Genomic DNA, 23073 nt, shown 5'->3' with positions numbered 1-23073 from the left:
CGAAGAGGCTCTAGACTAGGCCGAAGAGCTGAGCTCCCGTACGGCGGCCGCGTTGAAATAGGTCGCGCGCGGATGGTGCATCACGATGGCCGCGGTCGATTGCTCGGGGACGATTTGATACGCCGGCGTAAGCGTAACCCCGATGCGCGTCGTCGCTTCCAGAAGATGAAACGCGATCTCGTGCTGCTCGAGGTCGGGACACGCGCCGTAGCCCCACGAGTATCGCTTACCGCGGTCCTCCGGCAGTCCGAGGTCGCGACGAATGCGCCGGTGCGCGTATTCGGCGAGCGCCTCGGCCGATTGCACCGAGAACCCGTGCAAAAAGTACGACTCGCTATAATCGCCGGCGGCCTGCAGCGCTTCGGTACGTTCGGAAGCGCGCGTTCCCACCGTGACGACCTGCAGCGCAACGACGTCCGACGCGGCGCCGTTATCGGGCTCGCGCAGATAATCGGCAAGGCAGAGATGCTCGCCGCCGAGTTGACGCGGAAACGTCATGCGCGCGATCTCGCGTGCCGGATCGAGCGGATCGTACAGGATCGCATCGTTGCCCAAACCCGCGGCGGGGAAGTAACCGTAAACCACGCGTGGTACGAGAAAACCGTCGCGCAACGCTTCTTCGCGATACCGTTCCAACCGCGGCTCGAAGTCCTCGCGCAACAGCCGTTCGAACGCCTCGCCCTTAGTGTTGGCGGCGCCCCACGACAGCCGGAAAAGGCTGCGCAGATCGAAACACGGCCACACGTCGCGCAGATCGATGTCTTCGAGCGTGCGCACGCCCCAGAACGGGGGCGCAGGCACGTCGGCGACATCGTCTTTGACGGCCGAACGCGTCGCGCCGGCGGACGGTACCGCAGCGGCGTTGCGCGAGCGATCTCGCTGCGCGAACGCTTCGCTCCGCGCTCGTTCGACCAGATCGCTGCGCCGTCCCGGATCGCCGGTAAGCGCGTCCATGAGCTCCAACCCCTCGAACGCGTCTTTTGCATAGAAGAGTCCGGGATCGAAGAATCGCTCGCCCTCGTCGAGCAGCGCGATGCGCCGGCCGAAGTCGCGGTTGATCGCGGCGCCGCCGACGATCACCGGATAGCTCAGTCCGCGCGCGTCTTGTTCTTGCACGCACACGGGCATCTGTTTGCTGGTCGACACGAGCAGCGCGGAGAGCCCGATCGCGTCGGCGCCGACCTCGACGGCCTTCTCGAGAATCGTATTCATCGGCACTTGTTTGCCGAGATCGAAGACGGTGTAGCCGTTGTTGCTCAGGATCGTGTTGACGAGGTTCTTACCGATGTCGTGCACGTCGCCGAACACCGTGGCCAGCACGACCTTCCCTTTGGTCGAGCCTTCCTTCTTCTCCAAGAACTGCTCCAAGTGCGCGACGGCTTTCTTCATGACTTCCGCGGACTGCAGCACGAACGGCAGAATGAGCTCGCCGCGGCCGAACCGATCGCCGACGTCCTTCATGGCGGGCAACAGCACTTCGTTGAGCACCTCAACCGGCGAACGCTCCAGCAGCGCCTCATCGATTTTCGCTTCGATACCGTCCTTGCGCCGGCGCAGAATCGACTGATGGATACGCTGCTCGATCGGACCGGAATCGAGATCGTCCTGCGATTCGCCACTTGACGAGCTCAAGGTGACGTTTTCAAATCGTTCGATCAGCCGCTGCAGCGCGTCGGGGCGTTTGTTGAAAACGAGATCGTCGCAGAGCGCCCGCACCTCGGCGTCGAGCTCGAAATACGGCGTGATGTCTTTGGGATGCACGAGCGCGCAGTCGAGTCCCGCTTCGACGCAGTGATGCAGGAAGACGGAGTTGAGCGCCGCGCGGGCCGCGGGCTTGAGACCGAACGAGACGTTGGAAACGCCGAGCGACGTGAGCACGCCCGGCAGCTCGCGCTTGATGAGACGAATGCCTTCGATCGTCTCGACCGCCGAGTCGAGAAACTCCGCTTCGCCCGTCGCCAGCGTAAACGTCAAGTCGTCGAAGATGAGCGCACCCGCCGGCAATCCGTACTCGCCGACGACCATATCGTAAATGCGCTGCGCGACCTCGAGCTTGCGCTGCGCCGTCTTGGCCATACCGGTTTCGTCGATGGTCAGCGCTACCACGGCGGCGCCGTGCTCGACGGCCATCGGCAGCACGGCATCGACCTTCGCGCGCCCCGACTCGAGATGCACCGAGTTGAGAATTGCGCGCCCGGGATAGTTTTGAAGGGCGACTTCGAGCACTTTGGGCTCGGTCGAATCGATCATCAACGGCGCTTCGATCGATTGCGCCAGGCGGCGAACGATTTCGCGCATCTGCACGTCTTCGTCGGGCCGCTCGGTCAACGCGCAGCAGATGTCGAGCACGTGCGCGCCGCCTTCCACCTGTTCGCGCGCGACCAACACGACGTCGTCGTACTTGTCCTCGAGCAGCAAGCGTTTGATCTTCCGCGACCCCTGCGTGTTGATGCGCTCGCCCACGATCAACGGGCGCGGCTGCTGCTCGAGCGAGGTCGCGGTCATCGCCGAAGCGACGAACTGCACCGCACCCGGCACGGGGCGCGTCGCGCTCTGGGTCTTCGCGAGCGCATCGCGCAGTGCGGTAATGTGCGCGGGTGTCGAGCCGCAGCAGCCGCCGATCGCATTGACGCCGAAATCGCGCACGAACGCCGCGAGCTCGTTCGCGAGCTCGTCGGGCGTCTCGGGATAGATCGTCTCGCCGTTGGGCCCCATCAGCGGAAGTCCCGCATTGGGAATGACGCTCACGAAACAGCGCGAGTTTTCGCACAGGTAGCGAATCGTGTCGCGCATTTGCGCCGGCCCGGTCGAGCAGTTCAATCCGATGACGTCGATGGGCAGCGCATCGAGCGTCGCGCAGATCGCGCGCACGTCGGTACCGAGCAGCATGCGGCCCTCGGTGATCAAGGTCGGCTGCGCCTGAATGGGAACGCGCCGCAGGCCCGCGCGGAACTCGCGCTCGATGCCCGCAATTGCGGCTTTGAGCTCGAGCAGATCTTGCATCGTTTCGAGCAGCAAAAGATCCGCGCCGCCTTCGACTAGCGCGCGCGCTTGCTCGCCGTACACGCCGCGCAGCCGCTCGTACGTGATGTTGGAAAGGACCGGATCCGACGACGAGATCAGCATGCCGGTGGGGCCCATCGAACCGGCTACGAACCGCGGTCGTCCCGGCGTAGAGAACTTGTCGCAGGCTTCCCGCGCGAGTTGCGCGGCACGGAAGTTGACCTCGTGCGTGCGCTCGCCGAGCCCGTACTCTTCGAGCTTGAGCCGCGAGCCCATGAACGAATCCGTCTCGACGACGTCGGCGCCCGCCTCCAGATACGCCTCGTGAATCGAACCAATGGCGTCGGGACGCGACAGCACCAAAGCTTCGTTACAGCCATGGTACCGCGCGCCGCCGAAGTCGGCATCGGTTAGTTCGAGCGCCATGAGCTGCGTGCCCATGGCGCCATCGAACAGTAAAACCCGCTCTTGAAGCAGGCGAAGATACTCGCTAATGATTCACTCCGCTAGGATGACGCCACGGATTCCCCCGACGGGGCGTCCGGCCCGATTATACACGATGGGGTGCCCGAACCGGGCGAGTTCGGTCGTTTCGGCCTGGTCGATGACGTCGAGCGCGCGGAGCGCTGCGAGCGTCGACGGGCCTCGCGCGCGGCCGGCGCCGTCGCACACCTTGGAGACAAACCCAAGCCTACGCCCGATTGCGCCCACCCCGTGTACGCCCTCGGCCCCGCCCTTGCAGACGAGCTTTCCGCCGAGGCACTGCATCAGGACGGTGTCCAGCCGCCCGGTACCGGCAATGTATTCGGGATGCGCCGCCATCGCATCGCGCACCACGCGCAATGCGCGCGCGTCGGCCGCATCGACGCCTTCGAGCGTCGCCAAACGCGCGAATGAGAGCGCGGCGTTGCGCAACGGCGTGCCGTACACGGGAATGCCGCAGCCGTCGATCCCTAAAGGCCAGGTTGCGGCGTCGTCGTCGCAGACGCGCGCGCAGAACTCGAGAATCGCGCGCTGCGCCGGATTCGAGGCTTCCAAGTACGTCGCCGGATCGGCACCGATCGTCAGACACAGCGCCAAGATGCCGGCGTGCTTTCCCGAGCAGTTGTTGTAGATCGCCGTCGGCGCGATCCCGTCGCGTTCCAGCGCCCGCGCGGACGATTCGTCGTAGGGCGCGTGCACGCCGCACTGCAGCGCGGATTCGTCGAGACCGATCTTCTCGAGAATCGACGCCACGGCCGCAACGTGAAACGGCTCGCCGAAATGCGACGCGGCCATCACCGCGATTTCGCGCGAGTCGAGTCCGAAGCGCTCGACGACGCCTGCCTTCACGCCGGCTGCTGCGATGAACGGCTTGGCCGACGAACGCAAGTACACCGGCGACTCGACGTCGCCGCAGGCGAACAGCACGTCGCCGCTGGGGTCAACCGCACACGCCGCGACGCGATGAATCGACTCGACGAGGTCGCCCCTCGTGACTTCGACGCGAAGTTCAGCCAACGAGCGCGCGCTCGACGACTACGGCTTCCTGCTCGGCAAAGACTGGGTTGCTCAGGTAGCGCTCGCCGGTATCGCACCCAATCGTAACGATCGTCTTTCCTTTCATGTCCGGACGCGCTGCGACGTCCAGTGCCGCCGCCACGTTGGCGCCGCTGGAAATGCCGACGAGCATACCCTCTTCGCGCGCCAGACGCTGCGTCATCGCAATGGCGCCGGCATCCGTAATGCGAATCACTTCGTCGTAGATCTTCGTATTGAGGATCTTCGGTACGAAACCGCCGCCCGTCCCTTGAATTTTGTGCGGGCCGGGCTTGCCTCCCGAAAGCACCGGCGAGCCGTCGGGCTCGACGGCAACGATTCTCACCACGGGCTTGCGGGCTTTGAGCACTTCACCGACGCCGGTGATCGTTCCACCCGTGCCGATCGCCGAAACGAAGGCGTCGACGGTGCCGTCGGTGTCGCGCCAAATCTCTTCGGCGGTCGTGCGCCGGTGAACGTCGGGGTTGGCCGGATTCTCGAACTGCTGCGGCATGAAATACTTCGATGGCTCGCCGGCCGCAATGTCGTTGGCGCGATCGATCGCGCCGGGCATGCCTTGCGTTCCCGGCGTCAGCACGACCTGAGCGCCGTACGCTTTGAGGAGATTGCGCCGCTCGATCGTCATCGTATCGGGCATCACGAGAATCACCGGATAGCCTTTGGCGGCCGCGACGAACGCGAGCGCGATGCCGGTGTTTCCGCTGGTCGGTTCCAGGATCGTCATGCCGGGGCGAAGCCGCCCGTTGCGCTCGGCGTCTTCGATCATGGCGACGCCGATGCGATCCTTGACCGATCCGGCCGGATTGAAGGACTCCATCTTCACCAGAACGGTGGCGCCCAGACCGCTGTTGAGCCGCGGGATTTTGACCAACGGCGTGTTGCCGAACGTATCGGCAAGATTCTCGTAAATGCGTGCCATAGTAGTGAGCTTAACCGCGGCAAGGTGCCAAGTGTTTCACCGCGAACGCTCGTTCGCATCTATGCACGCCTCACGTCTTCTTCGGGCGCTCGTTGCCGCGGCCGGATTAACGGCCGTCGCCGCCACCGGAACGCCCTCGCATCCGCCGGCGTCGTCGATCGACGACGCGCTCGCGGCGATCGAACGCTACGCGCCCGTCGCGATGGCGAACCAGCAAACTCCGGGCCTATCGGTCGCGATCACCGACCGAACCAAGACGTTGCGGATCATTACGCTCGGCTACGCTAACGTCGACGCGCGCACGCCGGTTTCGCCCCAGACGCGCTTTGCGATCGGCTCGATCACCAAATCGATGACGACACTCTCGATCATGCAGCTGCACGACGAGGGGCGCATCGATCTCGATGCGCGCGTCAAGCGCTATTTACCGTGGTTTTCCATCGACGCCGGCGGCAGCCCGATTTTGATTCATCAACTTCTTTCGCATACGGCCGGCATTCCCGACGACTACTCGCAGGAAAACTCGTCGCTTTACGACGTCGCGATGCTGCGCGATTCCAAAGTGCTGTTCAAGCCCGGGACGGATTGGTCGTACTCGAACGACGGATTCGCGACGCTCGGTGCGGTTGCCGCCGGCGTCGATCGACGGCCGTGGAGCGACGTCGTGGAACGCCGCGTATTCGGTCCGCTGGGAATGAGCGATAGCGCCGCGGTGTTCACGCCGCAGACCTTGGCGACGGCCGCGTTGGGTTATCAATGGCGCGACAACGACCGCCCGCCGACGCTCGATCCGGTGCTGGTTGCGTCGCCCCCGCTCGACTTCGTGGATCCCGCGGGCTCGGTGCTTTCGACGCCGGAGGACATGGCGCGATACATGCGCTTGTATCTCGACGGCGGAAAGCTTCCGAACGGCAGCCGCCTGATTTCCGCGCAGTCGTTCGATCGAATGACGACCCCGGACCGGCTCAACGACGGTAAGCCGGCGGGCTCGTCGACGCCGGTGCTCGCCGAAGCGCCCCTCTTCTACCGGAAGTACGGTTTCGGCTTATCGGTTTTCGACGTAAACGGCGATCACTTGATCGGCCATACGGGCGGCGTATCGGGGTACACAGCCTGCATGCAAATGAATCTGACGCGCGGATTCGGCGTTATTGCGTTTGCCAACCACGTCGAGGCGCCGCTGCACCCGTGTGCGATCGTGCTTTACGCGATGCACGTGCTGCGCGCGCAGGCTGCCGGTCAACCGCTTCCGACGCCCAAGCCGACGCCGGATCCCGCGCACGTCGAGCACGCCTCCGATTACGCCGGAAGCTATCGCTCGGGGGAGTCGGTTCTTCGCATCACCGCGCAAGGCGACCGCTTGTCGCTCGTCGACGGCGCGACGACGTCCACACTCTATCCGCGCGACACGGATCAGTTTTGGAGCGACGACCCGCGCTACGCAACGTTCCTGCTCGCGTTCGGGCGGGACGCGCACAAGCGTGTCGTCGAGTTGACGTACGGGTCCCAGTGGTTTCCCAATGCCGCGTACGGGGGGCCGCGCAATTTTCCGCATCCCAAAGCGTGGGACGCTTACGTGGGCCGGTATGAAAACGTCTTCCTCGGCCAGCCGTATATCACGCGCGCGATTATCGTCAAGAATCAACTGACGCTCGACGGCGTCGCGCCGCTGCGGCCGCTGCACGACGGAACCTTTGCGATGGGCTCGTCGACGGTGCGGTTCGATACGTACGCCGGCGGCCGAGCGCAGCGCATGGTCATCGACGACAGCCGGCTCTATCGTCTCGACTTGCAATGAACCCGTTGCGCGCCGTCGCCGGCGGGCTGCTGTGCGGCTTGCTGGCCGCGTGCGGCGCGACGACACAAGCGGTAACGCCACGCGCGCCCGGCGTACTGCGGGCGAATGCGGCAACGCCGCTGCTCTACGTGTTCGACGCGCACGTTCCGCCGGTTGCGATTGACGAAGTACCGATCGCGGGCGGTCCGCCGGTCGCACGGATCCGTAACGGGCTAACCGCCGCCGGCACGGCGATCATCGATAAGAGCGGCACGCTCTACGTCATCAACTTTACCGGCGCGCAATATCAGATACTCGAGTATCCATCGGGCACCGCCTCCCCCGCGCGCACCGTGACGACCGGTATCGGGTATCCCACCGCCATCGCCACGGGCCCGAAAGGCGAGCTCTACGTGCTCAATTTGGGCGGCCCGTTGGTGAAGTACGATGCGGGTGCTTCAACGCCCGCATACGCGACGTATCGCGGCACCTGCCGTCCCGGAAGCGCCGCGCCGGTGGCCGGCGTCACGGTCGACCCAGACGATACGCTCTACGTTCTTTCGTCCTGCCGCAATGGCACGTTCATACGAGAATATGACGGTGGGCTGCCGCGCATCGCGCGCACGATCGCGATGCCGGCATCGCAACTGCCGATCGGCTTGACCGTCGATAAGACCCGCACGCTTTACGTCACGTATTTCGATTCGCAAAACGGCTTTCGGCTAGGCCTCTCGGAGTACGCACCTGGGGCGACGGCACCGTCGATGTCGTTCGACTTCGGTCCAACGCCCAAGCAAGGCAGCGGCGGCAGCGGTCCGGTCGTCGATGAGGTCACCGGCCGGCTCTACGCGACATTTGGCATCTGCACGCAGCTCAACGGCGGTCCGTGGCGTTGCGCCGGATACATCTACGGCTTTAGGCGAGGGCGCAAGAAACCGGTCGTTACCATCACCGCACCGCACCTGCACATCTTTACGGCTCCCGTATTCGACGCAAACGGCAACCTCTATACCGAGCTCGCTTCGCCGACATCACCGTTCGATTCGATTTTGCGCTTTTCGGTATCGGGTACGCGCGAAATGCGCTTGATGCGAAATCGTCAGCTTCAACTGATTACCGTATGGCCCAACGCCAACTCACCCGCCCTCGCCCCGTATTCGAGCGCTACCGGAAACGCCGCGGCCGCGTGTCAGTCGACGCCGATGTCCCAGAGCAAGCCGAGATCTTTTTTGGCGAACGAGCGAAACGCGATGAGCGTTTCGGTGCCGATGATGCCGTCGAGAGCGCCGACGTGTTCGGTCACCAAGTCGTTGAGCTGTTCGTGCTCCTTCACGCGCGCGATGGCGACGAGGTCGAACGGGCCCGCGACCGAGTAAACCTCGGCGATTCCGTCGATTGCCAGCAGATCGTCGGCAATTGACCGCAAACGCAGGCGCTCGACGTTCATGAGAATGAAGGCAGTCACCATGCGTCTCTCTTAATCATAGCTGGGTGGAAGCCTTTGCGCGCGTAGCCGAAGCCGTCGCCGCCCGTCCGCGTAAGCTGGACAAGATCGCGCTTATTGCCGAATATCTGCGCGAGCTCGACGCGGCCGATCTGGTCGCGGCGGCGCGCTTTTTTACGGGCAGTCCTTTCGCCGCGCGCGACCACCGTACGCTCTCGGTCGGCGGCCGCTCGATCGTCGCCGCGGCGCGGCGTGTCTGGGAGTTCGACGACGCGCAGCTTGGTGCGGCGTACAGGGATACGGGCGATTTAGGCGTCGCGCTCGGCCGTCTCGTCCGCCCGCCGCGCGATGCTACGCTCTTTACGGATCGTTTGACGCCCGCCTCGTTGGACTCGCTCTTCGGCGAGATCGCCGGTGCGAGCGGCAAGAACGCGGGCAAACGTCGCGAGGTGGTGTTGGAGCGAATTCTCCGCGCCTGCGACGCTCCGCTCGTTGCCACGTACGTCGTGAAGATCGTCACCGGCGATCTGCGCATCGGATTACGTGAAGGATTGGTACTCGACGCGATCGCGCGCGCATTCGATGCCGACACGGCCGCGGTTCGGCGCGGATTGATGGCGTGCGGCGACGTCGGCGAGGTCGCCCTTTCGGCAAAGCAGCAAACGCTCGAGCAGCTGCGCGTGCTTTACGGAACGCCCATCGGCTTCATGCTCGCGTCGCCGATCGCGTACGGCGACGCCTACCGGGAGCTCGCCGGCGCAACGTGGCTGTTGGAAGACAAGTACGACGGCATCCGCGCGCAAGCGCACGTGCGCGACGGTACGGTGCGCCTCTTTTCGCGGCGGCTCAACGACGTGACGGCGTCGTATCCGAAGGTTGCGTCGGCGCTGCGTGCCATCGAGAACGACGTCATTCTGGACGGCGAGATCGTCGGAATGCGCGACGGCCGCGTGCTGCCGTTTCGCGAGCTGCAAATGCGAATGCAGACCGACGTGCCGGTGGTATACGTTATCTTCGACCTGCTGGCACTCGACGAGGTGCTTCTCGTCGACGAGCCCCTGGTGCGGCGGCGCGAGCTGCTCGCGGGCGCGGTCGTGCCGAACGAGACGCTGTCGATCGCCCCGTTCGATCCGGCCGCAGAAATCGCCGCGATCGACGTCAACGAGCGTTTCGAAGCGGCACGCAAGCGCGGCAACGAAGGGCTCATGCTCAAGCGCGCCGACTCGCCCTACGCGCCGGGACGGCGCGGCAAGTGGTGGCTCAAGCTCAAGCGCGAGCTGACGACGCTCGACGTGGTCATCGTTGCAGTGGAGTGGGGCCATGGCAAGCGATCGAACGTGCTTTCCGATTACACGTTTGCCGTGCGCGGCGACGACGGCACGCTGGTCGCCATCGGCAAGGCCTATTCGGGACTCACGGACGCAGAGATCGCCGAACTGACCGAGTGGTTCCTGGCGCATCGGCTCCCCGACGGCCGGCAACGCGAAAAAGCGCGTGCCTACGAAATTCCCGTCGAACCGCAGATCGTGCTCGAAGTCGCCTTCGACGTCGTTCAGAAGAGCGATTTACACGAAAGCGGTTTTGCGCTGCGCTTTCCTCGCATCGTACGCATCCGCGACGACAAACCGCCCCAAGAGATCGATACGCTGGAAACGGTACGGGAAGTCTACCGCGAAATGCTCGAACGCGAGGGGTCGTCCTGAGGCCGGTGCTTCCCGAGCCGTAAGTATTCGGCGGCTTCGAGCGTCACGAGGCCTTCGCCGATCAGCGCTTCGAGCTCGGGCAGAATGGCATCGATCTTCTCCGCGTCATCGACGACCTCGATGAGGATCGGGAGGTTCGGAATCCACGAAAAGACTTTCGCGATATGGATCTGCTGATGGCTGCCGTACCCCTCGATTGCGCGAAATACCGTTGCGCCTGCCACGTTTTTGGCGCGCAGGAACTCGACGATTGCCGTGTACGCCGGCTGGACCCCGTGCCGGTCGTTCTCGTCGATGAAGATTCGCAGCAGCCGGCCCTGCTTAAAGCCTTCCACTGCCGTGAAGGATTGGGGATCCTCCCGTACGACACCCGCCATCGGACTCGCCGATCACACTGTAGGCCGCCCTGCGGGTGAGCGAGCGCACGATAATGGACGCCCCGCTTCCCTACCGGCTATTATGAACGGGCGCTTAGGTACTTTTCACCCACGCGGAGTTTTCTATGTCCACTTTGGTAGTGGTCTTTACGGGCGAATATGACGTCGCCTGTAAGGACGCATTGAGGCGCGAGTTCCGGCGTATTGAGTCAGAACCAAACGTCGTTTTCGATCTTTCGGCAGCCGAGTATTTCGATTCGTCGTGTATCGGCGAGCTGCTGGCCTTGCGCAAAGAGCGCCGGCGTCAAGGGTTCTCCCGCGAAACGATCGTCGTACCGCCGGGCGAAAGTACGATCAAGCGCGTCGTCGATCTATGCGGACTGGCGAGAATCTTCAACGTGACGAGGGCATACCAACCGCGCGCCGGCGAAGTCGTCGTGATGCAGTACGTCTCGGGGTAAGACGCTTCGTTATCCGCCCAAGCGCCGTCGCCGGTCCTCGCGAATTTGCCGCGCGCGTTCGGCGGCGTCGAAGCCGCTTGGCGGCTCGCGTTTCTCGACCAGCGCCGCTCGCAGACGCGCACCGGCGACCGCGATCAGCAGCGCAACGGCGATTGCCGCAAAAATCAATCGGCCGGGCACTTGCAAGGCCGCGATGCTGGCGGAAATGACGGCTGCCAGAGCGAGCAGCGTTTGGATTCGGCTCATGACAACAAATGGGCCCGGACGATGTCGAGAAGTTCTCCTGGGCCTATGCCGGTACGCCCGCAGAATGGATACTCGAGGACGCCGGCAACCCAGAAGAGCGTGCCGAGTGCGGTCGCAACGGCGGCCGTCAGCACGGTCTGGGGTTCGGGCCGCTCGGTTAACGCCAAACTCAGTACGATCAGCACGGAGCACGACAGCACCAGGAGCGCGACCCAGATTTCGTCGGGGATCGACGAGGTGGACGTCTGCCAACGGCGGTTGCGCAGGTCTTCCATCGTGCCGAGCTGGCGATACAGGTCGTCGGCGTACGACGGTGAGCGCGGCTTGGCGGCTTGCTGCAACGCGACCAAGGTCGCGTCGACCTTCGGATCTTGCTCGCCGCCGCACAACGCCGGCCACTCGGCGATCGTTTCGTTGACGTACTCGCGCAGCAGCACCCGTTGCGCGGGAGCGATGTCGCGCGCGACGAGCCGAATCGCCGCGGCTTCGTCGTCAACGTCGGATTTCGCGCGCGCCGCGCTATTCCAGACCGTCACGATCGTAAAAGCAAAGAGCAGCGCGGTGAGTCCGCCGGCGCACGTCGCCCAGGCACTGACGACCGGAGGACCGCTGGTCACGCCCATCCGGTGCGACCAGCGGCGCGCGACGTACATCGCCGACAACGCCACGGCGTTTGCGACGGCAATCATGACGATGAAAGCGAGCCACGTCGGCGCCCGGTCGAACCAGGTCAATTATTTGTTTTTGAACTTGGCGACGCGCTTTTCGTTGTACGCCGCGATGCCTTCTTTAGCGTCTTCGCTCTTGAAGAGCAATGATTGCAGCTCGCGCTCGAGCGCGAGCGCATCCTGCAACGGAAGCTCGGCACCGGTTTGCACGCTGCGCTTGATGTGTCCGACCGCCATCGGCGCCTTATTGGGCGTGCAGAACTGCCTGGCGTAGTCCAGCATTTGCTCGCGGAACTCTTGCGCGCTGCCTTCGTAGATGTCGTTGATGATGCCCCAATCCAAGGCCTGCTCGAAGCTTACGGTCTTGCCGGTCACCATGAGCTCGATCGAGCGCGACTTGCCGACCAACCGCGCGAGGCGCTGTGTGCCGCCGGTTCCGGGAAGTACGCCGAGCGCGACCTCCGGCAGACCGATTTTGCCCGCATCCTGACGCGCGATGCGGATGTCGGCCGCCATTGCGATCTCGAGACCGCCGCCGACGGTATGTCCGTTGAGCGCGGCGATGACGAGCTTCGGCGTCTGCTCCAAGCGCAACAGCGTCTCGTTGGCGTGAAGGCAGAACATATACTTGAACTCGGGCGTGACGGAGTTGAGCATGCCGATGTTCGCTCCGGCCGAGAAGAATTTCTCGCCTTTGCCCGCGAGTAAAATCACCTCGACGTCGCCGTCGAAGCGAGCGTCGAGAATCGCGTCGTCGAGCTGACGCATCATCTCGTGCGTGTACGTGTTGGCCGGCGGATCGTCCATCTCGATGATGGCGACGTGACCGTCCTTCGAATAGTTGATGACGCGCTTGCCGTCGAACGAACGCGCCTCGCGTCCGAACGGGGTCTGCGTTGCGCCGTTCACTGCTGAGCTCATGTTAGTTGAGATTCCCTTTCGATGCGATCCAGTTGGGGTTCTTGAAAAACGCTTTGAGGACGTCGTCGTCGGCCGGCGTCGGCAGCACGCTGGGCGCGTACGCGTTCCACTCGTCCTCGGTGAGCTTGCGGCCATCGACCGCGTACCGCTCGCCGGCGTAGTCGCCGATCTTACGGTTGAACTTCATGTCGGGAACGTAGAGCTTCGTCTCGCTCGGATTGACCTCGTTCACACGCGCGACCGTGCCGCTGACCTCCTCGTAGAACTGTCTGCGAGCCCGCTCGTTGAGGTGCTCCTTGTCGACGGTGTCGCCGGTCTTGTCCTCGTCGACGCGTCCCTTGATGCCCCACGTATACGCCCACTGCGCCGATCCGGAGTGATCGGTGCCGAACAGGTCGAGCGATCCGGAGATCCATTTGTTGTAGTACTTCTGCTGCAGGTCGACCGGAATGACTGCGGCCTTGGCGATACGGCGCAAACCCGTGATGCCGGTACCCATGTGAAACGACTCTTCCTTGAGCATCGGGCCCATCGACTGTGCCAGCGGCGCGAAGCTCGAATGCTGGAGCATCGTCAGCTGGAACTTTCCGTCGCGATCCATGAAGTTCGTGTAGGCAAAAAAATCGAGCCAGTGCGTGACGTCGTCGTTGAATGCGTTGAGCAGCCGGTTCTTCTTGCCGAACGCGCGGCGCTCGAGCATCTTCTGCGCTTCGATCTTGCCTTCGCTTCCGAAATGATTCACCAGCAGATGGCACATCTGATAGCCGTGACGCGTCTCTTCCACCATGATGCGAACGAGCGACGCGAGATCGTATTCGCTCGGCGCGTTGTTGACCAAAAAGCGCTGCTGCTCGTTCGAGGCGAACTCGGTGTCGCCCTGAAAAACGACCATGTTGAGCACCGCGTCGCGCATGCGCTGATCCGGTATCTCGCGTACTTTCTCCCAGCGACGATCGCCCTTGAAGTCGCCGAAGTAGATCTCAGAGATCGGCAGGTCGCCGTATTTGGCTTCGAACTCGTAGCCGGGCATGAAGCGCTCGATCAGGTCGCGGTCGAGCCCGATATCGTGCTGCCACTCCTTGAGCATGTCGATCCAGTCGTCGAAAGTGGAAATGCGGGCCATGGGTGTCTCCCTAGCGATATGACAGATTTTTGACGATTCGTGGGAATAGTGTCATATTAGAGGGGATGGCTCTCGAAGTCAAGCGGCCTGTCACTCGCCCGAATTCCTTTATCTTCACGCTTTTCGGGGACGTCGTCGAGCGCGGAGGGGGCGACCATTCCCTAGCACTCGGCGATCTGATCCGGCTCATGGGCTCCTTCGGCGTTTCCGAAGCAGCCGTGCGTCAGGCCGTCTCGCGAATGGCGCGCCAAGGTTGGCTGGTCGCCGAGCGCCGGGGAAATCGGGCCTTTTATGCAGTGACCGAACGCGGCCGCCGGCGGATCGAAGAGCTCAACCCGCGGATCTACGGACCCGTCATCGAGTGGGACGGCCGCTGGCGAATACTGACCTATACAGTAGAGGAAGCGCGCCGCGAACGCCGCGACCGCCTGCGCAAAGAGCTTGCCGTTCTAGGATGGGCACCGCTGTCCGCGTCGATCTGGATTTCGCCGGGCGATTCGCTCGCTGCCGCCCGATCGGCAGCCGAATCGGCCGGCGCAGGCGCCGACGTTCATCTGTTTCTTGGCGAATACCGCGGGCCGCTCGGCGACCGCGAGCTCGTCGCGCGCTGCTGGGACCTCGAGACGATCGCTCGCGCGTATCGCGAGTTCGTCGATCGCTACGCCCCCCGGCTGGAGCGGGAACGTGACGCGCGCGGTTTGAGCGACGACGCTGCCTTCGTCGAGCGTCTGTGGCTCGTGCACGACTACCGGAGGTTCACCTATCTCGATCCGGGTCTACCGTCCGAGCTCGTGCCGGCGCACTGGCCCGGCACGGCAGCCGCGGCGATTTTCCGCGAATATTACGAGTTGCTGAAAATGAAATCGCTGCGCTACTTGTCGCAGCGGTACTTGGAGTAGGGGCGTCGAACCGACCCCGCCATGCCCAAACGCGCTTCCATTCTTTTGGCCGCCATCGCGCTGGCTTTGACCTTCGCCGCGTGCGGCGGCAACGGGGGCAACCCGCCGGCGACGCCTACACCGGTGCCGAGTATCACGCCGAATCCCAAGGATCACACCGCCACCGTCAACGTGACGATTCTCGGCTCGCCCGCGCCCAAGGTTGCGGTAGAAATTTCGACGCCGAAATCGAGCGCGAGTCCGCGTCCGGGCAAGCCCTTTGCGACGCAGACGACCAACCACAAGGGCAACGCCACGTTCAAAGATCTGAACCCCAAAAAGACCTACTGTTGGGTGGCGCTGCTTTCGACGAGCCAATCCTCATCGGTCTGCGCGCCGTTTTACCTCTGGCAGGGCGGCACAGTCTTCGTCGGAACCTAGCCCTTCGTCGGAACCTAGTCTTCGTCGTCGTGCAAGTGTAAGTGACTGCCCTCTTCGGCGTCGTTGAGGACGTCGCGCGCTTCGGCGAGAACGGCGCGAGAGAGCGGCCGTTTCGGCGAATCGATCGAGCCGGCATCGGCTAGGAAATCGACTTCACTCCAGTCTTCCCACGTTTCGAGCGGCTCGCCGTCGCAATCCGTAGGAAAGCGCACGCAAAACCCTTGCTCGACGTGCATTCCCACGACGCTGACCCGCGTACCGCGCGGAAAATAGGTACCGTCTTTCCACAGGGTGCCGTACGTCGTGTCGTATTCGACACCGATGCGGATCGCCTCGATCATCGCCACGATGGGTTATACCTTAAACGGGTCCATCGGTTTCTCGCCGATATACGTCAGCAAGCTCTTTGTTTCGCTGTACAGCCGCATGGTCTCCATGCCGAGCTCGCGACCGTAGCCCGATTGCTTGTATCCACCGAACGGAATGCCGGGGAAAATCGCGTACGGCGTGTTGATCGCAACGGTGCCGGTGCGCAGCGCGCGAGCGACGCGGTTTACGCGCCCCACGTTTTGCGACCAGACGCTGGCCGATAGCCCGTAATCGCTGTCGTTGGCGATCGCGACCGCTTCGGCTTCGTTCTCGAAGCGCACGAGCGTAGCAACCGGACCAAAAATCTCTTCGCGTGCGACGCGGTGATGCCGCTCGGCTTCGAATGCCGTCGGGCTCCAGAACATTCCGCCGGCAAGCGGCCCCCCCATCGCCGGCGGAGCACCGCCGAATATGGCCTTGGCGCCTTCGAACGCGCCGATCTCGCAGTAGGACTTGATCTTGTCGAGCTGCTCGCGCATCGTGATTGCACCGACGTGCGTCTGCGGATCTTCGGGATCGCCGACGCGCAGCTTCGCCGATTTCTCGGCGAACGCGGTAACGAATCGATCGTATACGGTCGCCTGCACCAAAATGCGCGAGCGTGCTTCGCACGTTTGTCCCGCGTTGTAGTAGATACCGTAGAGCGCGCCGGCGACGGCACCGTCGACGTCGGCGTCGTCGAAAACGATCGACGGCGATTTGCCGCCCAGTTCCAACGTCACGCGCTTGAGCGTCTGGGCGGCGGTTGCGGCGACGATCTTCCCGGTAGCCGTCGATCCCGTGAACGCAATCTTGTCGATCGCCGGATGCTCGACGATCCATTGCCCCAGCTCGCGGGTCGAGCCGGTAACGATGTTGAGCACGCCTTCGGGAACGCCCGCTTCCAACGCGATCTTGCCGAGCTCGAGCGCGGTCAGCGGAGTTGCGGGGGCCGGCTTGAGCACGATCGTGCAACCCGTCGCCAAAGCCGGGGCGACTTTCCACGATGCGAGCAGCAGCGGAAAGTTCCACGGAACGATCGCGCCCACCACGCCGACGGGTTCGCGAACGGTACTGGCGAGATACGTCGGCAGCGGCGGCGGAATCGTCTCGCCGTAGTTTTTGGTGGCCGCGCCCGCGTAGAACTCGAAGCAGTCTACGATAGCCCCCATCTCGCCTCTTGCCGTCGACAGCGCCTTACCGTTGTCGCGCACCTCGAGCAGCGCTAGATCGTTCGCGCGTTCGCCGATGAGCTGCGCCATCTTGTACAGGATCTTCGCGCGGCGCGATGCGGGCATCGACGCCCACTTGCCGGTATCGAACGCCGTGCGCGCCGCGGCAACGGCCGCATCCACATCAGTCCGCGTCGCTTCGGCGACGCCGGCCAGGGGCGCACCGGTCGCCGGATTGCAGTTCTCGTAGGTTGCGCTTCCTTCGGCGTCGCGCCACTGTCCGCCGATGAGGAGTTGGGTTTTGGTCGTCGTCAGCATTCCTTACACACGTTCGAAGATCGTTGCGATTCCTTGACCGACGCCGATGCACATCGTCGCCAGTCCGTAGCGCCCGCCGCGGCGGCGCAGCTCGTGCAGCAGCGTCGTCGCGATTCGCGCGCCGGAGGCTCCCAAAGGATGACCCAGCGCGATGGCACCGCCGTTGGGATTCGTCGTCGCGGCGTTCAACTCCAGGTCGCGCATGCAGGCGAGCGCCTGCGACGCGAACGCCTCGTTGATTTCGACCACGTCGAGCGACGCAACACTGAGTCCGGCGTGACGCAGGGCCTTTCTCGTCGCGGGGATTGGGCCGAGCCCCATCAGGTCGGGTGCGACGCCCGCCGACGCGCACGCGACGACGCGCGCCATCGGGCGCCAGTTCAAGCGGCGCGCCGTCTCCGCCTCACATAACAGCACGGCCGCGGCCCCGTCGTTGATGCCCGACGAGTTGCCGGCCGTTACCGTTCCGCCGTCTTTGAACGCCGGCTTGAGCTTGGCCAACGATTCCAGCGTGGTGTCGGGTCGCGGATGCTCGTCTTTGGCGACGGTTACGTCCGTGGTTCGATTTCGCTGCCCCGCGCTCACCACGACGGGGACGATCTCGTCGTCGAACGCATCGCGATTCATCGCCGCCTTGCACTTCAACTGCGAGTCGTAAGCGAAGCGGTCTTGTTCGGCACGCGAGATCCCGTATTGTTCGGCAACCTTCTCGGCCGTTTCGCCGAGCGAGATCGTCCACTCGCGCGGCATTTTCGGGTTGACCATGCGCCAGCCGAGCACGGTATCGAAGAGCTCTTGCTTTCGGCCGAACGGCGTCTCGCTTTTCGGCAAGACGTAAGGCGCGCGCGTCATCGACTCGACGCCGCCGGCGATCATGACGTCGCCTTCACCGAAAGCAATCGCCTGCGCCGCAGAGTTGAGCGCCTGCAGGCTCGATCCGCAGAGACGGTTGACGGTCGCGCCCGGAACTTCGACCGGTAAACCCGCTAAGAGCGCGGCCATGCGCGCGACGTTGCGATTATCTTCGCCGCTTTGATTGGCCGCACCGAAATGCACGTCGTCGATCCGTTCCGGCGAAACACCGTTGCGGTCGACGATTGCACGTACGACCGCCGCGGCGAGATCGTCGGGACGCACCGTCGCCAGCGTGCCGCCGTACCGCCCGATCGGCGTGCGCACCGCATCGATGACCCAGACCTCGCGCACCATTACGTCGTCTCCACCGCTTCGGGCGGCGACGCGTCCTCGACGTCGAGGACCCACAGCGAACGGTGCGGCGCGAACTGGCTTCCTTCGGCGTCGGCGAGTTTCTGTAAAATGCGCGTCAGCCGCGCTCCGCCGATTTCGCGTCCCCATTCGATCGGACCGATCGGATAGTTCGTTCCGAGCTGCATCGCCGTGTCGACGTCGTCCGGTGTCGCGATCTCGTCGTGAACGAGCGTTACGGCTTCGTTGACGATCGAGCCGACGACGCGCCCGAGAAAGAGCGCGGGCGAATCCTCGACCAGCATGACGCCCTTACCGATCGACGCAAAAAGTTCTTGAGCCAACTCCAGTGCGTCGTCCGAAGCCGACTCCGAATCGACGATCTCAACGGCGCGCTGCGCCGAGAGTGCACCCAGCACGCCGTAGCCGACTAAGCGCTCGGGGTGACGCATGCGGTCGGCGCAGCCCGCGATGCCGGTCGCATACGCGTCGGCAAAAAAGATCGTTTCGGGACCGAGACGGCCGTCGAGCTCGACGAGGACGGCGTGCCGATCGGTCGTTCCGTCACCAACGTCGATGACGATCGTCGTGTCTGCTGAAAGCTGGTCCAGCGTGTCTTCGTTCTCGATGCGCTGCACGCTGGCGTAACGCTCTTCGAGCAGGTCCGCAAGTTCCTCCGCGAGACCGCCCAGTCCGAGCAGCGCGATAACCTCGTCGCCGTTGCGGTCGCCCGACGGCACGTCGACGGCAAGATCGAGCTTTGGTACCTCGCCGGAGTAGTCGTAGAAGCCGACGCCGGTCTTGCGGCCGAGTCGTCCCTGCGCGACCATCGCCTGCTGCATCTCGACGGGTTCGAGGCGCTCCGCTTCGGTGCGCGCGTAGACCGATTCCGTCGTCGCCAGGTTGACGTCGAGACCGATGAGATCCATTAGCTCGAACGGTCCCATGCGAAATCCCGCCGCGCGTGCCAGCGCGTCGAGTTCTTCCACCGACGCTACCTCGCGCTGGAGCGCGCGCATCGATTGCAAGTAAAAGGGTCGCGCGACCCGATTGACGATGAATCCGGGCGTGTCGGCGGCAAGCACCGCCGTCTTTGCGATCCGCTCGACGAACGCGTAACCGCGTTCGATCGCCTCGTCCGCCGTCTCGGGCGCGTGCACGACTTCGACGAGCTTCATTGCGGCCGGCGGATTGAAAAAATGCAGCCCGACGACGCGCCGCGGATTGGCGACGGCATCGGCAAGATCCGCCACCGACAACGACGAGGTGTTGGTCGCGAGCAGCGCGTCGGCGGACAACGCGCGCGCCATTGCGACGAACGTGTCGCGCTTGAGATCGAACCGCTCGGGCACCGCCTCGATGGCGATCGAGGCGTCGCTGTGCGCGGGCATGGCCTCCAACCACGTGATGCGATCGGCAATCGACGGGTCGCCCGCGCGTTCGGCGTCGCGCGCGATGCGCTCGGCACCGCGCTGCCGCGCCTCCCCATTGGGTTCTACGACCTCCACGCGGTAGCCGCCGCGCGCCGCAACGAAGGCGATGCCGGCACCCATCGTGCCGCCGCCCGCAACTAGTACGAGATCTTCCATAGGCCACGGGCTCTTCGCCGTCTCCGGGCGAACAGCCTTACGCGTGAAGAAGCCTCAGTGGCGGCGACGGTCGTCGACGTACCTCGTCGACTCGCCGTTCATGCGATTGCGCGCCGACGAAGTCGAGCTGCCGGACGGCACCGTGATCGAGCAATACTTCGTGCGCGAGTCGCGCGGATTCGTCGTCGCGTTCGCGATGACGCCCGAGGATCGCATCGTCTTGGTCCGGCAATACCGCTACGGAACCGACGAGATCCACGTCGAGCTTCCGGCCGGCATGCTCGACGGCGACGAAGATCCCAAGGATTGCGCCGCGCGCGAGCTCGCTGAGGAAACGGGATATGAAGCGGCGCACTGGGAGCTCGTTGCCGATTATTACGTCGAGCCCGTGCGCTCCCAAGCGAAAACGTACGTCTTTCTAGCTCGCGGCGCAGGCCCGGTCCGCGAACCGAAGCTCGATCCCGCCGAAATGCTGGAGACGGAGCTGGCCGGATTCGACGAGTTCCGAACGATGATGACCGACGGACGCATCGACACGGCCCACACGCTGGCCGCGGCGTATCGCGTTCTCGAATACCTCGGGCGTTTGTAGACGCTTAGATCTTCGCCGCCGTCATCGAATCGGATTCGAGCGTGAGCACCGTTTCCGACTTGATCGTGTTGTACTGCTCGGCTTGCTCGCTGCGCTGAATCAGGTATTCCGTCACGGTCGTCGGAATGCTCTTGTTGAAGTCGTAGCCGACCGTCGCGTTGATGTTCGTGGTCTGCGGGTGCGCGCCGTTTTCCTTGACGATCCGCTGTTCGTCGATCGTCATCGCGCCGTTGGTATTCTTCGAAATCGTGTAGTCCGCGGACGTCGACGTAGGCCCGTCACGCTGGACGTGCCAGTGGCTCTTGGCGTCGAGGTTGTTCGGATCGACAAAATGCGAGCCGAGGAAGCGCAGCAGCGTGAGCTCCTCCGAGTTGAACCGCTTATTGGGATCGCAGATCAGCGTCGTGTCGCTGAACACCACACACGTTGCCGGCTCGGCATTGCGCGTATCCTGTCCCTGCTCGCTCACGACCACGACGAGACCCGAATCCGGCTGCTCTTGCATGATGTCGACCGTGATAGTGCCTTTGTCGCTCGACCCGGCTTTGTTATCGACCATTCCCGACGCGGGGCCCGCCGACTGGCTCATGGTCGCGCCCATACCGGAAACGTGCGTCTCGCGGTCGGTCGTCACGCCGTAGGTGAACGTGTAGACGAGGTGCCGCTGCGGTGTCGTCGTCGTGTTCGTCGCTGCCGAAACCGCAATTGGAAGAAGCGCCGCAACGAGCGCCGCACACGCAAACTTCATGGGTCGGAGTTCGCGACGGTCGTCAAACTTCCTTAGGCATATGCATCGACGGCGGTACCCAGTCCGATCGAGGCGGCAAGCTGGGCGGCGACCGTCTGGTCGAGGTTCATCAGCAACTTGAGCACGCTCATGTCGACTTGACCGGCAACGGCGCCGCTGGCGAGACTCGAAGAAAGCCCTGCTACGTCCACGGGTGATGAAACCTCCACGCTCTATATCGGTAGCTAAGGATGAAATGTCCACCATCCATCCCGTTCTCGCCCTCTGGCTCAAAGTGACCGCGGTCATAGCCCTGGCGATCGTCGCTCTGTCGCTGATGGCCATCCTGACGAAGATCGTCATCGTGGCGGCCGTCCTGGGCGCCTTTGTCATCGGCGCGCTCTTCCTTTATTCACTGTTCCGCCGCCGGCGCCAGCTCCCGACGGTTAGGTAAGGAACTCCGTCAGCGCCTCGGTCAACCGGCCGGGTTCCTCGAGCATCGGCAGATGGGCGCTGCGCTCGCAGACCACCAGCTCTCCTTTAGGGAAGGCCCGCGCCACGGCGCGGGCCTCTTCCATTGGAATGACGGCGTCCCGGCCGCCGGCCACCACGAGCACCGACACGTCGAGGTCGGGGGCGATATCGTCGGAGGGGACCCGCATGGCCATGCCGCGCAGCATCGCGGCGGCACCGCGCGGGTCGATACGACGCGCGAGATCCAGCGCGCGCTCTGCAATTTCCGGACGCTGCGAGAGCGACTCGGGTGCGAGTAAACGCGACACGATATCCGGCTGCACCACACCATCGCGTTCGATGACATCTGCATTTTTGCGCCGATTTTCCGCAATTTCTTGCGTGTCGGCGGCGATTCGGCTGCACACGAGCGCGAGCTTCGTCACGCGTTCGGTGTACATTCGCGCGAACGCGAGCGCGACGTAACCGCCAAGCGAATGACCGACCAACGCGGCGCGTTCGATGGCAAGCGCGTCGAGCGCCGCGGCGACGTCGGACGCGAGCGTCTCCATCAGATACGGACCGTCGGGAACCGACGACGCACCCATGCCGCGCAAGTCCGGAAGCACGACGCGATGCGTTCGCGCGAGCGCTTTCGCTTGCGCGTCCCAGATGTCGCGCGTCAGCGGAAATCCGTGGATCATCACCACCGCATCGCCGTCAGAACCGTCGACGCGCACGTCGATGCGCGCGCCGTCATCCCCAAAAACTTGCATCAAAGCTCGTAATACTGTATAAGGAAGGCAACAACCCTGGTCGGTTGTCGACCAGAGAAAGGATGACTTCCAGAACATGGCAGTCAAACGACGTAGAAAGAAAGCCGCTGCCGCACCGGCAGCAGCAGCGCCCAAGAAGCGCAAAGCCAGAAAGAAAGCCGCCGGCGGACGTAAGAAAGCCGCACGCAAGGGCGGACGTAAGAAAGCCGCACGCAAGGGCGGACGTAAGAAGAAAGCCGCACGCAAGGGCGGACGTAAGAAGAAAGCCGCTCGCAAGGGCGGACGCAAGAAGGCTCGCAAGGGCGGACGCAAAAAAGCGACACGCAAAGCGACGACCCGCCGCCGTAAGGGCGGACGTAAAGCCAGCCGTCGGAAGAAGGCAGCAGCCTAAC

24 protein-coding genes are annotated in these 23073 nt (G+C 63.8%); 9 read left to right on the top strand and 15 right to left on the bottom strand.

Features of this window, described 5'->3' with window-relative positions; genetic code table 11:
• Window positions 1–15: 15 nt before the first annotated feature.
• Genes metH through cysK form a run of 3 tightly spaced genes read right to left on the bottom strand, consistent with a single transcriptional unit; the run spans window position 16 to window position 5461 of the window.
• Complete coding sequence (metH, locus tag VGG89_09595; protein ID HEY1976787.1) at window positions 16–3480, bottom strand: methionine synthase; 3465 nt, start codon at window positions 3478–3480, stop codon at window positions 16–18.
• Between the two features lie 21 nt (window positions 3481–3501).
• Window positions 3502–4503 carry an asparaginase gene (locus tag VGG89_09590; GenBank protein ID HEY1976786.1) on the bottom strand — a complete coding sequence of 334 codons (1002 nt, stop codon included), beginning with the start codon at window positions 4501–4503 and terminating at the stop codon, window positions 3502–3504.
• Entirely contained in the window at window positions 4496–5461 is a 966-nt protein-coding gene (gene cysK / locus VGG89_09585) for a cysteine synthase A (GenBank protein ID HEY1976785.1), read from the bottom strand. Before cysK ends, VGG89_09590 begins: the two co-directional genes overlap by 8 nt.
• Before the next feature lie 61 nt (window positions 5462–5522).
• On the opposite strand from cysK, the gene VGG89_09580 reads away from it, so the two are divergent.
• From VGG89_09580 to VGG89_09570, 3 genes are all read left to right on the top strand, one after another.
• Window positions 5523–7259, top strand: a complete 1737-nt coding sequence (locus VGG89_09580) for a serine hydrolase domain-containing protein (protein ID HEY1976784.1) — start codon at window positions 5523–5525, stop codon at window positions 7257–7259.
• Complete coding sequence (locus VGG89_09575) at window positions 7256–8614, top strand: hypothetical protein (protein HEY1976783.1); 1359 nt, start codon at window positions 7256–7258, stop codon at window positions 8612–8614. The genes VGG89_09580 and VGG89_09575 overlap by 4 nt, the downstream gene beginning before the upstream one ends.
• A gap of 115 nt (window positions 8615–8729) precedes the next feature.
• Window positions 8730–10385: an ATP-dependent DNA ligase gene (locus tag VGG89_09570; GenBank protein HEY1976782.1), complete on the top strand. Its 1656-nt coding sequence runs from the start codon at window positions 8730–8732 to the stop codon at window positions 10383–10385.
• Here the strand turns inward: VGG89_09570 and VGG89_09565 are convergent.
• A complete protein-coding gene (locus tag VGG89_09565) occupies window positions 10349–10720 on the bottom strand; it encodes a DUF190 domain-containing protein (GenBank protein ID HEY1976781.1) in 372 nt (123 codons plus the stop codon). The two genes, VGG89_09570 and VGG89_09565, sit on opposite strands and share 37 nt — an antisense overlap.
• A gap of 167 nt (window positions 10721–10887) precedes the next feature.
• Here VGG89_09565 and VGG89_09560 point away from each other — a divergent pair, with 167 nt between their 5' ends.
• The gene (locus VGG89_09560) at window positions 10888–11223 is read left to right on the top strand and encodes an STAS domain-containing protein (GenBank protein ID HEY1976780.1); all 336 of its coding nucleotides are present in this window, start codon (window positions 10888–10890) and stop codon (window positions 11221–11223) included.
• A 9-nt stretch (window positions 11224–11232) separates the two neighbouring features.
• Here the strand turns inward: VGG89_09560 and VGG89_09555 are convergent, their stop codons facing one another.
• From VGG89_09555 to VGG89_09540, 4 genes are read right to left on the bottom strand one after another with little or no spacing between them, the layout of a single operon-like run.
• Window positions 11233–11469, bottom strand: coding sequence for a hypothetical protein (locus VGG89_09555; GenBank protein ID HEY1976779.1), 237 nt, complete (start codon window positions 11467–11469; stop codon window positions 11233–11235).
• Window positions 11466–12203, bottom strand: coding sequence for a hypothetical protein (locus VGG89_09550; GenBank protein ID HEY1976778.1), 738 nt, complete (start codon window positions 12201–12203; stop codon window positions 11466–11468). Before VGG89_09550 ends, VGG89_09555 begins: the two co-directional genes overlap by 4 nt.
• Window positions 12204–13058, bottom strand: coding sequence for an enoyl-CoA hydratase/isomerase family protein (locus tag VGG89_09545; GenBank protein HEY1976777.1), 855 nt, complete (start codon window positions 13056–13058; stop codon window positions 12204–12206). It abuts the gene before it with no gap.
• Window position 13059: 1 nt separating this feature from the next.
• Complete coding sequence (locus tag VGG89_09540) at window positions 13060–14181, bottom strand: Phenylacetic acid catabolic protein (GenBank protein ID HEY1976776.1); 1122 nt, start codon at window positions 14179–14181, stop codon at window positions 13060–13062.
• Window positions 14182–14246: 65 nt separating this feature from the next.
• Here VGG89_09540 and VGG89_09535 point away from each other — a divergent pair, with 65 nt between their 5' ends.
• Window positions 14247–15080 carry a PaaX family transcriptional regulator C-terminal domain-containing protein gene (locus VGG89_09535; GenBank protein HEY1976775.1) on the top strand — a complete coding sequence of 278 codons (834 nt, stop codon included), beginning with the start codon at window positions 14247–14249 and terminating at the stop codon, window positions 15078–15080.
• Window positions 15081–15101: 21 nt separating this feature from the next.
• Window positions 15102–15500, top strand: coding sequence for a hypothetical protein (locus VGG89_09530; GenBank protein HEY1976774.1), 399 nt, complete (start codon window positions 15102–15104; stop codon window positions 15498–15500).
• A gap of 14 nt (window positions 15501–15514) precedes the next feature.
• Here the strand turns inward: VGG89_09530 and VGG89_09525 are convergent, their stop codons facing one another.
• From VGG89_09525 to VGG89_09510, 4 genes are read right to left on the bottom strand one after another with little or no spacing between them, the layout of a single operon-like run.
• Window positions 15515–15847, bottom strand: a complete 333-nt coding sequence (locus VGG89_09525; GenBank protein HEY1976773.1) for a hypothetical protein — start codon at window positions 15845–15847, stop codon at window positions 15515–15517.
• A 6-nt stretch (window positions 15848–15853) separates the two neighbouring features.
• Window positions 15854–17338: an aldehyde dehydrogenase family protein gene (locus VGG89_09520; GenBank protein ID HEY1976772.1), complete on the bottom strand. Its 1485-nt coding sequence runs from the start codon at window positions 17336–17338 to the stop codon at window positions 15854–15856.
• Between the two features lie 3 nt (window positions 17339–17341).
• Entirely contained in the window at window positions 17342–18547 is a 1206-nt protein-coding gene (locus VGG89_09515) for an acetyl-CoA C-acyltransferase (GenBank protein HEY1976771.1), read from the bottom strand.
• A complete protein-coding gene (locus VGG89_09510; GenBank protein HEY1976770.1) occupies window positions 18547–20133 on the bottom strand; it encodes a 3-hydroxyacyl-CoA dehydrogenase NAD-binding domain-containing protein in 1587 nt (528 codons plus the stop codon). The genes VGG89_09515 and VGG89_09510 overlap by 1 nt, the downstream gene beginning before the upstream one ends.
• A 43-nt stretch (window positions 20134–20176) precedes the next feature.
• Here VGG89_09510 and VGG89_09505 point away from each other — a divergent pair, with 43 nt between their 5' ends.
• A complete protein-coding gene (locus tag VGG89_09505; protein ID HEY1976769.1) occupies window positions 20177–20725 on the top strand; it encodes an NUDIX hydrolase in 549 nt (182 codons plus the stop codon).
• 4 nt (window positions 20726–20729) lie between these two features.
• On the opposite strand, the gene VGG89_09500 is transcribed toward VGG89_09505, so the two are convergent.
• Both VGG89_09500 and VGG89_09495 read right to left on the bottom strand, forming a co-directional pair.
• Window positions 20730–21473 (bottom strand): hypothetical protein, encoded by a 744-nt coding sequence (locus VGG89_09500; GenBank protein HEY1976768.1) that lies wholly within the window; start codon window positions 21471–21473, stop codon window positions 20730–20732.
• A gap of 32 nt (window positions 21474–21505) precedes the next feature.
• Entirely contained in the window at window positions 21506–21664 is a 159-nt protein-coding gene (locus VGG89_09495; GenBank protein HEY1976767.1) for a putative motility protein, read from the bottom strand.
• Between the two features lie 44 nt (window positions 21665–21708).
• Between VGG89_09495 and VGG89_09490 the strand changes: the two genes are divergently transcribed.
• Window positions 21709–21906, top strand: coding sequence for a hypothetical protein (locus VGG89_09490; protein HEY1976766.1), 198 nt, complete (start codon window positions 21709–21711; stop codon window positions 21904–21906).
• Here VGG89_09490 and VGG89_09485 read toward each other — a convergent pair.
• Window positions 21899–22681: an alpha/beta hydrolase gene (locus VGG89_09485; protein ID HEY1976765.1), complete on the bottom strand. Its 783-nt coding sequence runs from the start codon at window positions 22679–22681 to the stop codon at window positions 21899–21901. The two genes, VGG89_09490 and VGG89_09485, sit on opposite strands and share 8 nt — an antisense overlap.
• Before the next feature lie 76 nt (window positions 22682–22757).
• Here VGG89_09485 and VGG89_09480 point away from each other — a divergent pair, with 76 nt between their 5' ends.
• Entirely contained in the window at window positions 22758–23072 is a 315-nt protein-coding gene (locus VGG89_09480) for a hypothetical protein (GenBank protein HEY1976764.1), read from the top strand.
• Window position 23073: the final 1 nt, after the last annotated feature.

The sequence above is a fragment of the Candidatus Baltobacteraceae bacterium genome (assembly GCA_036488875.1).
In the GTDB taxonomy this organism is placed as follows: domain Bacteria; phylum Vulcanimicrobiota; class Vulcanimicrobiia; order Vulcanimicrobiales; family Vulcanimicrobiaceae; genus JAFAHZ01.
This window is presented reverse-complemented; position numbering and strand designations above follow the sequence as displayed.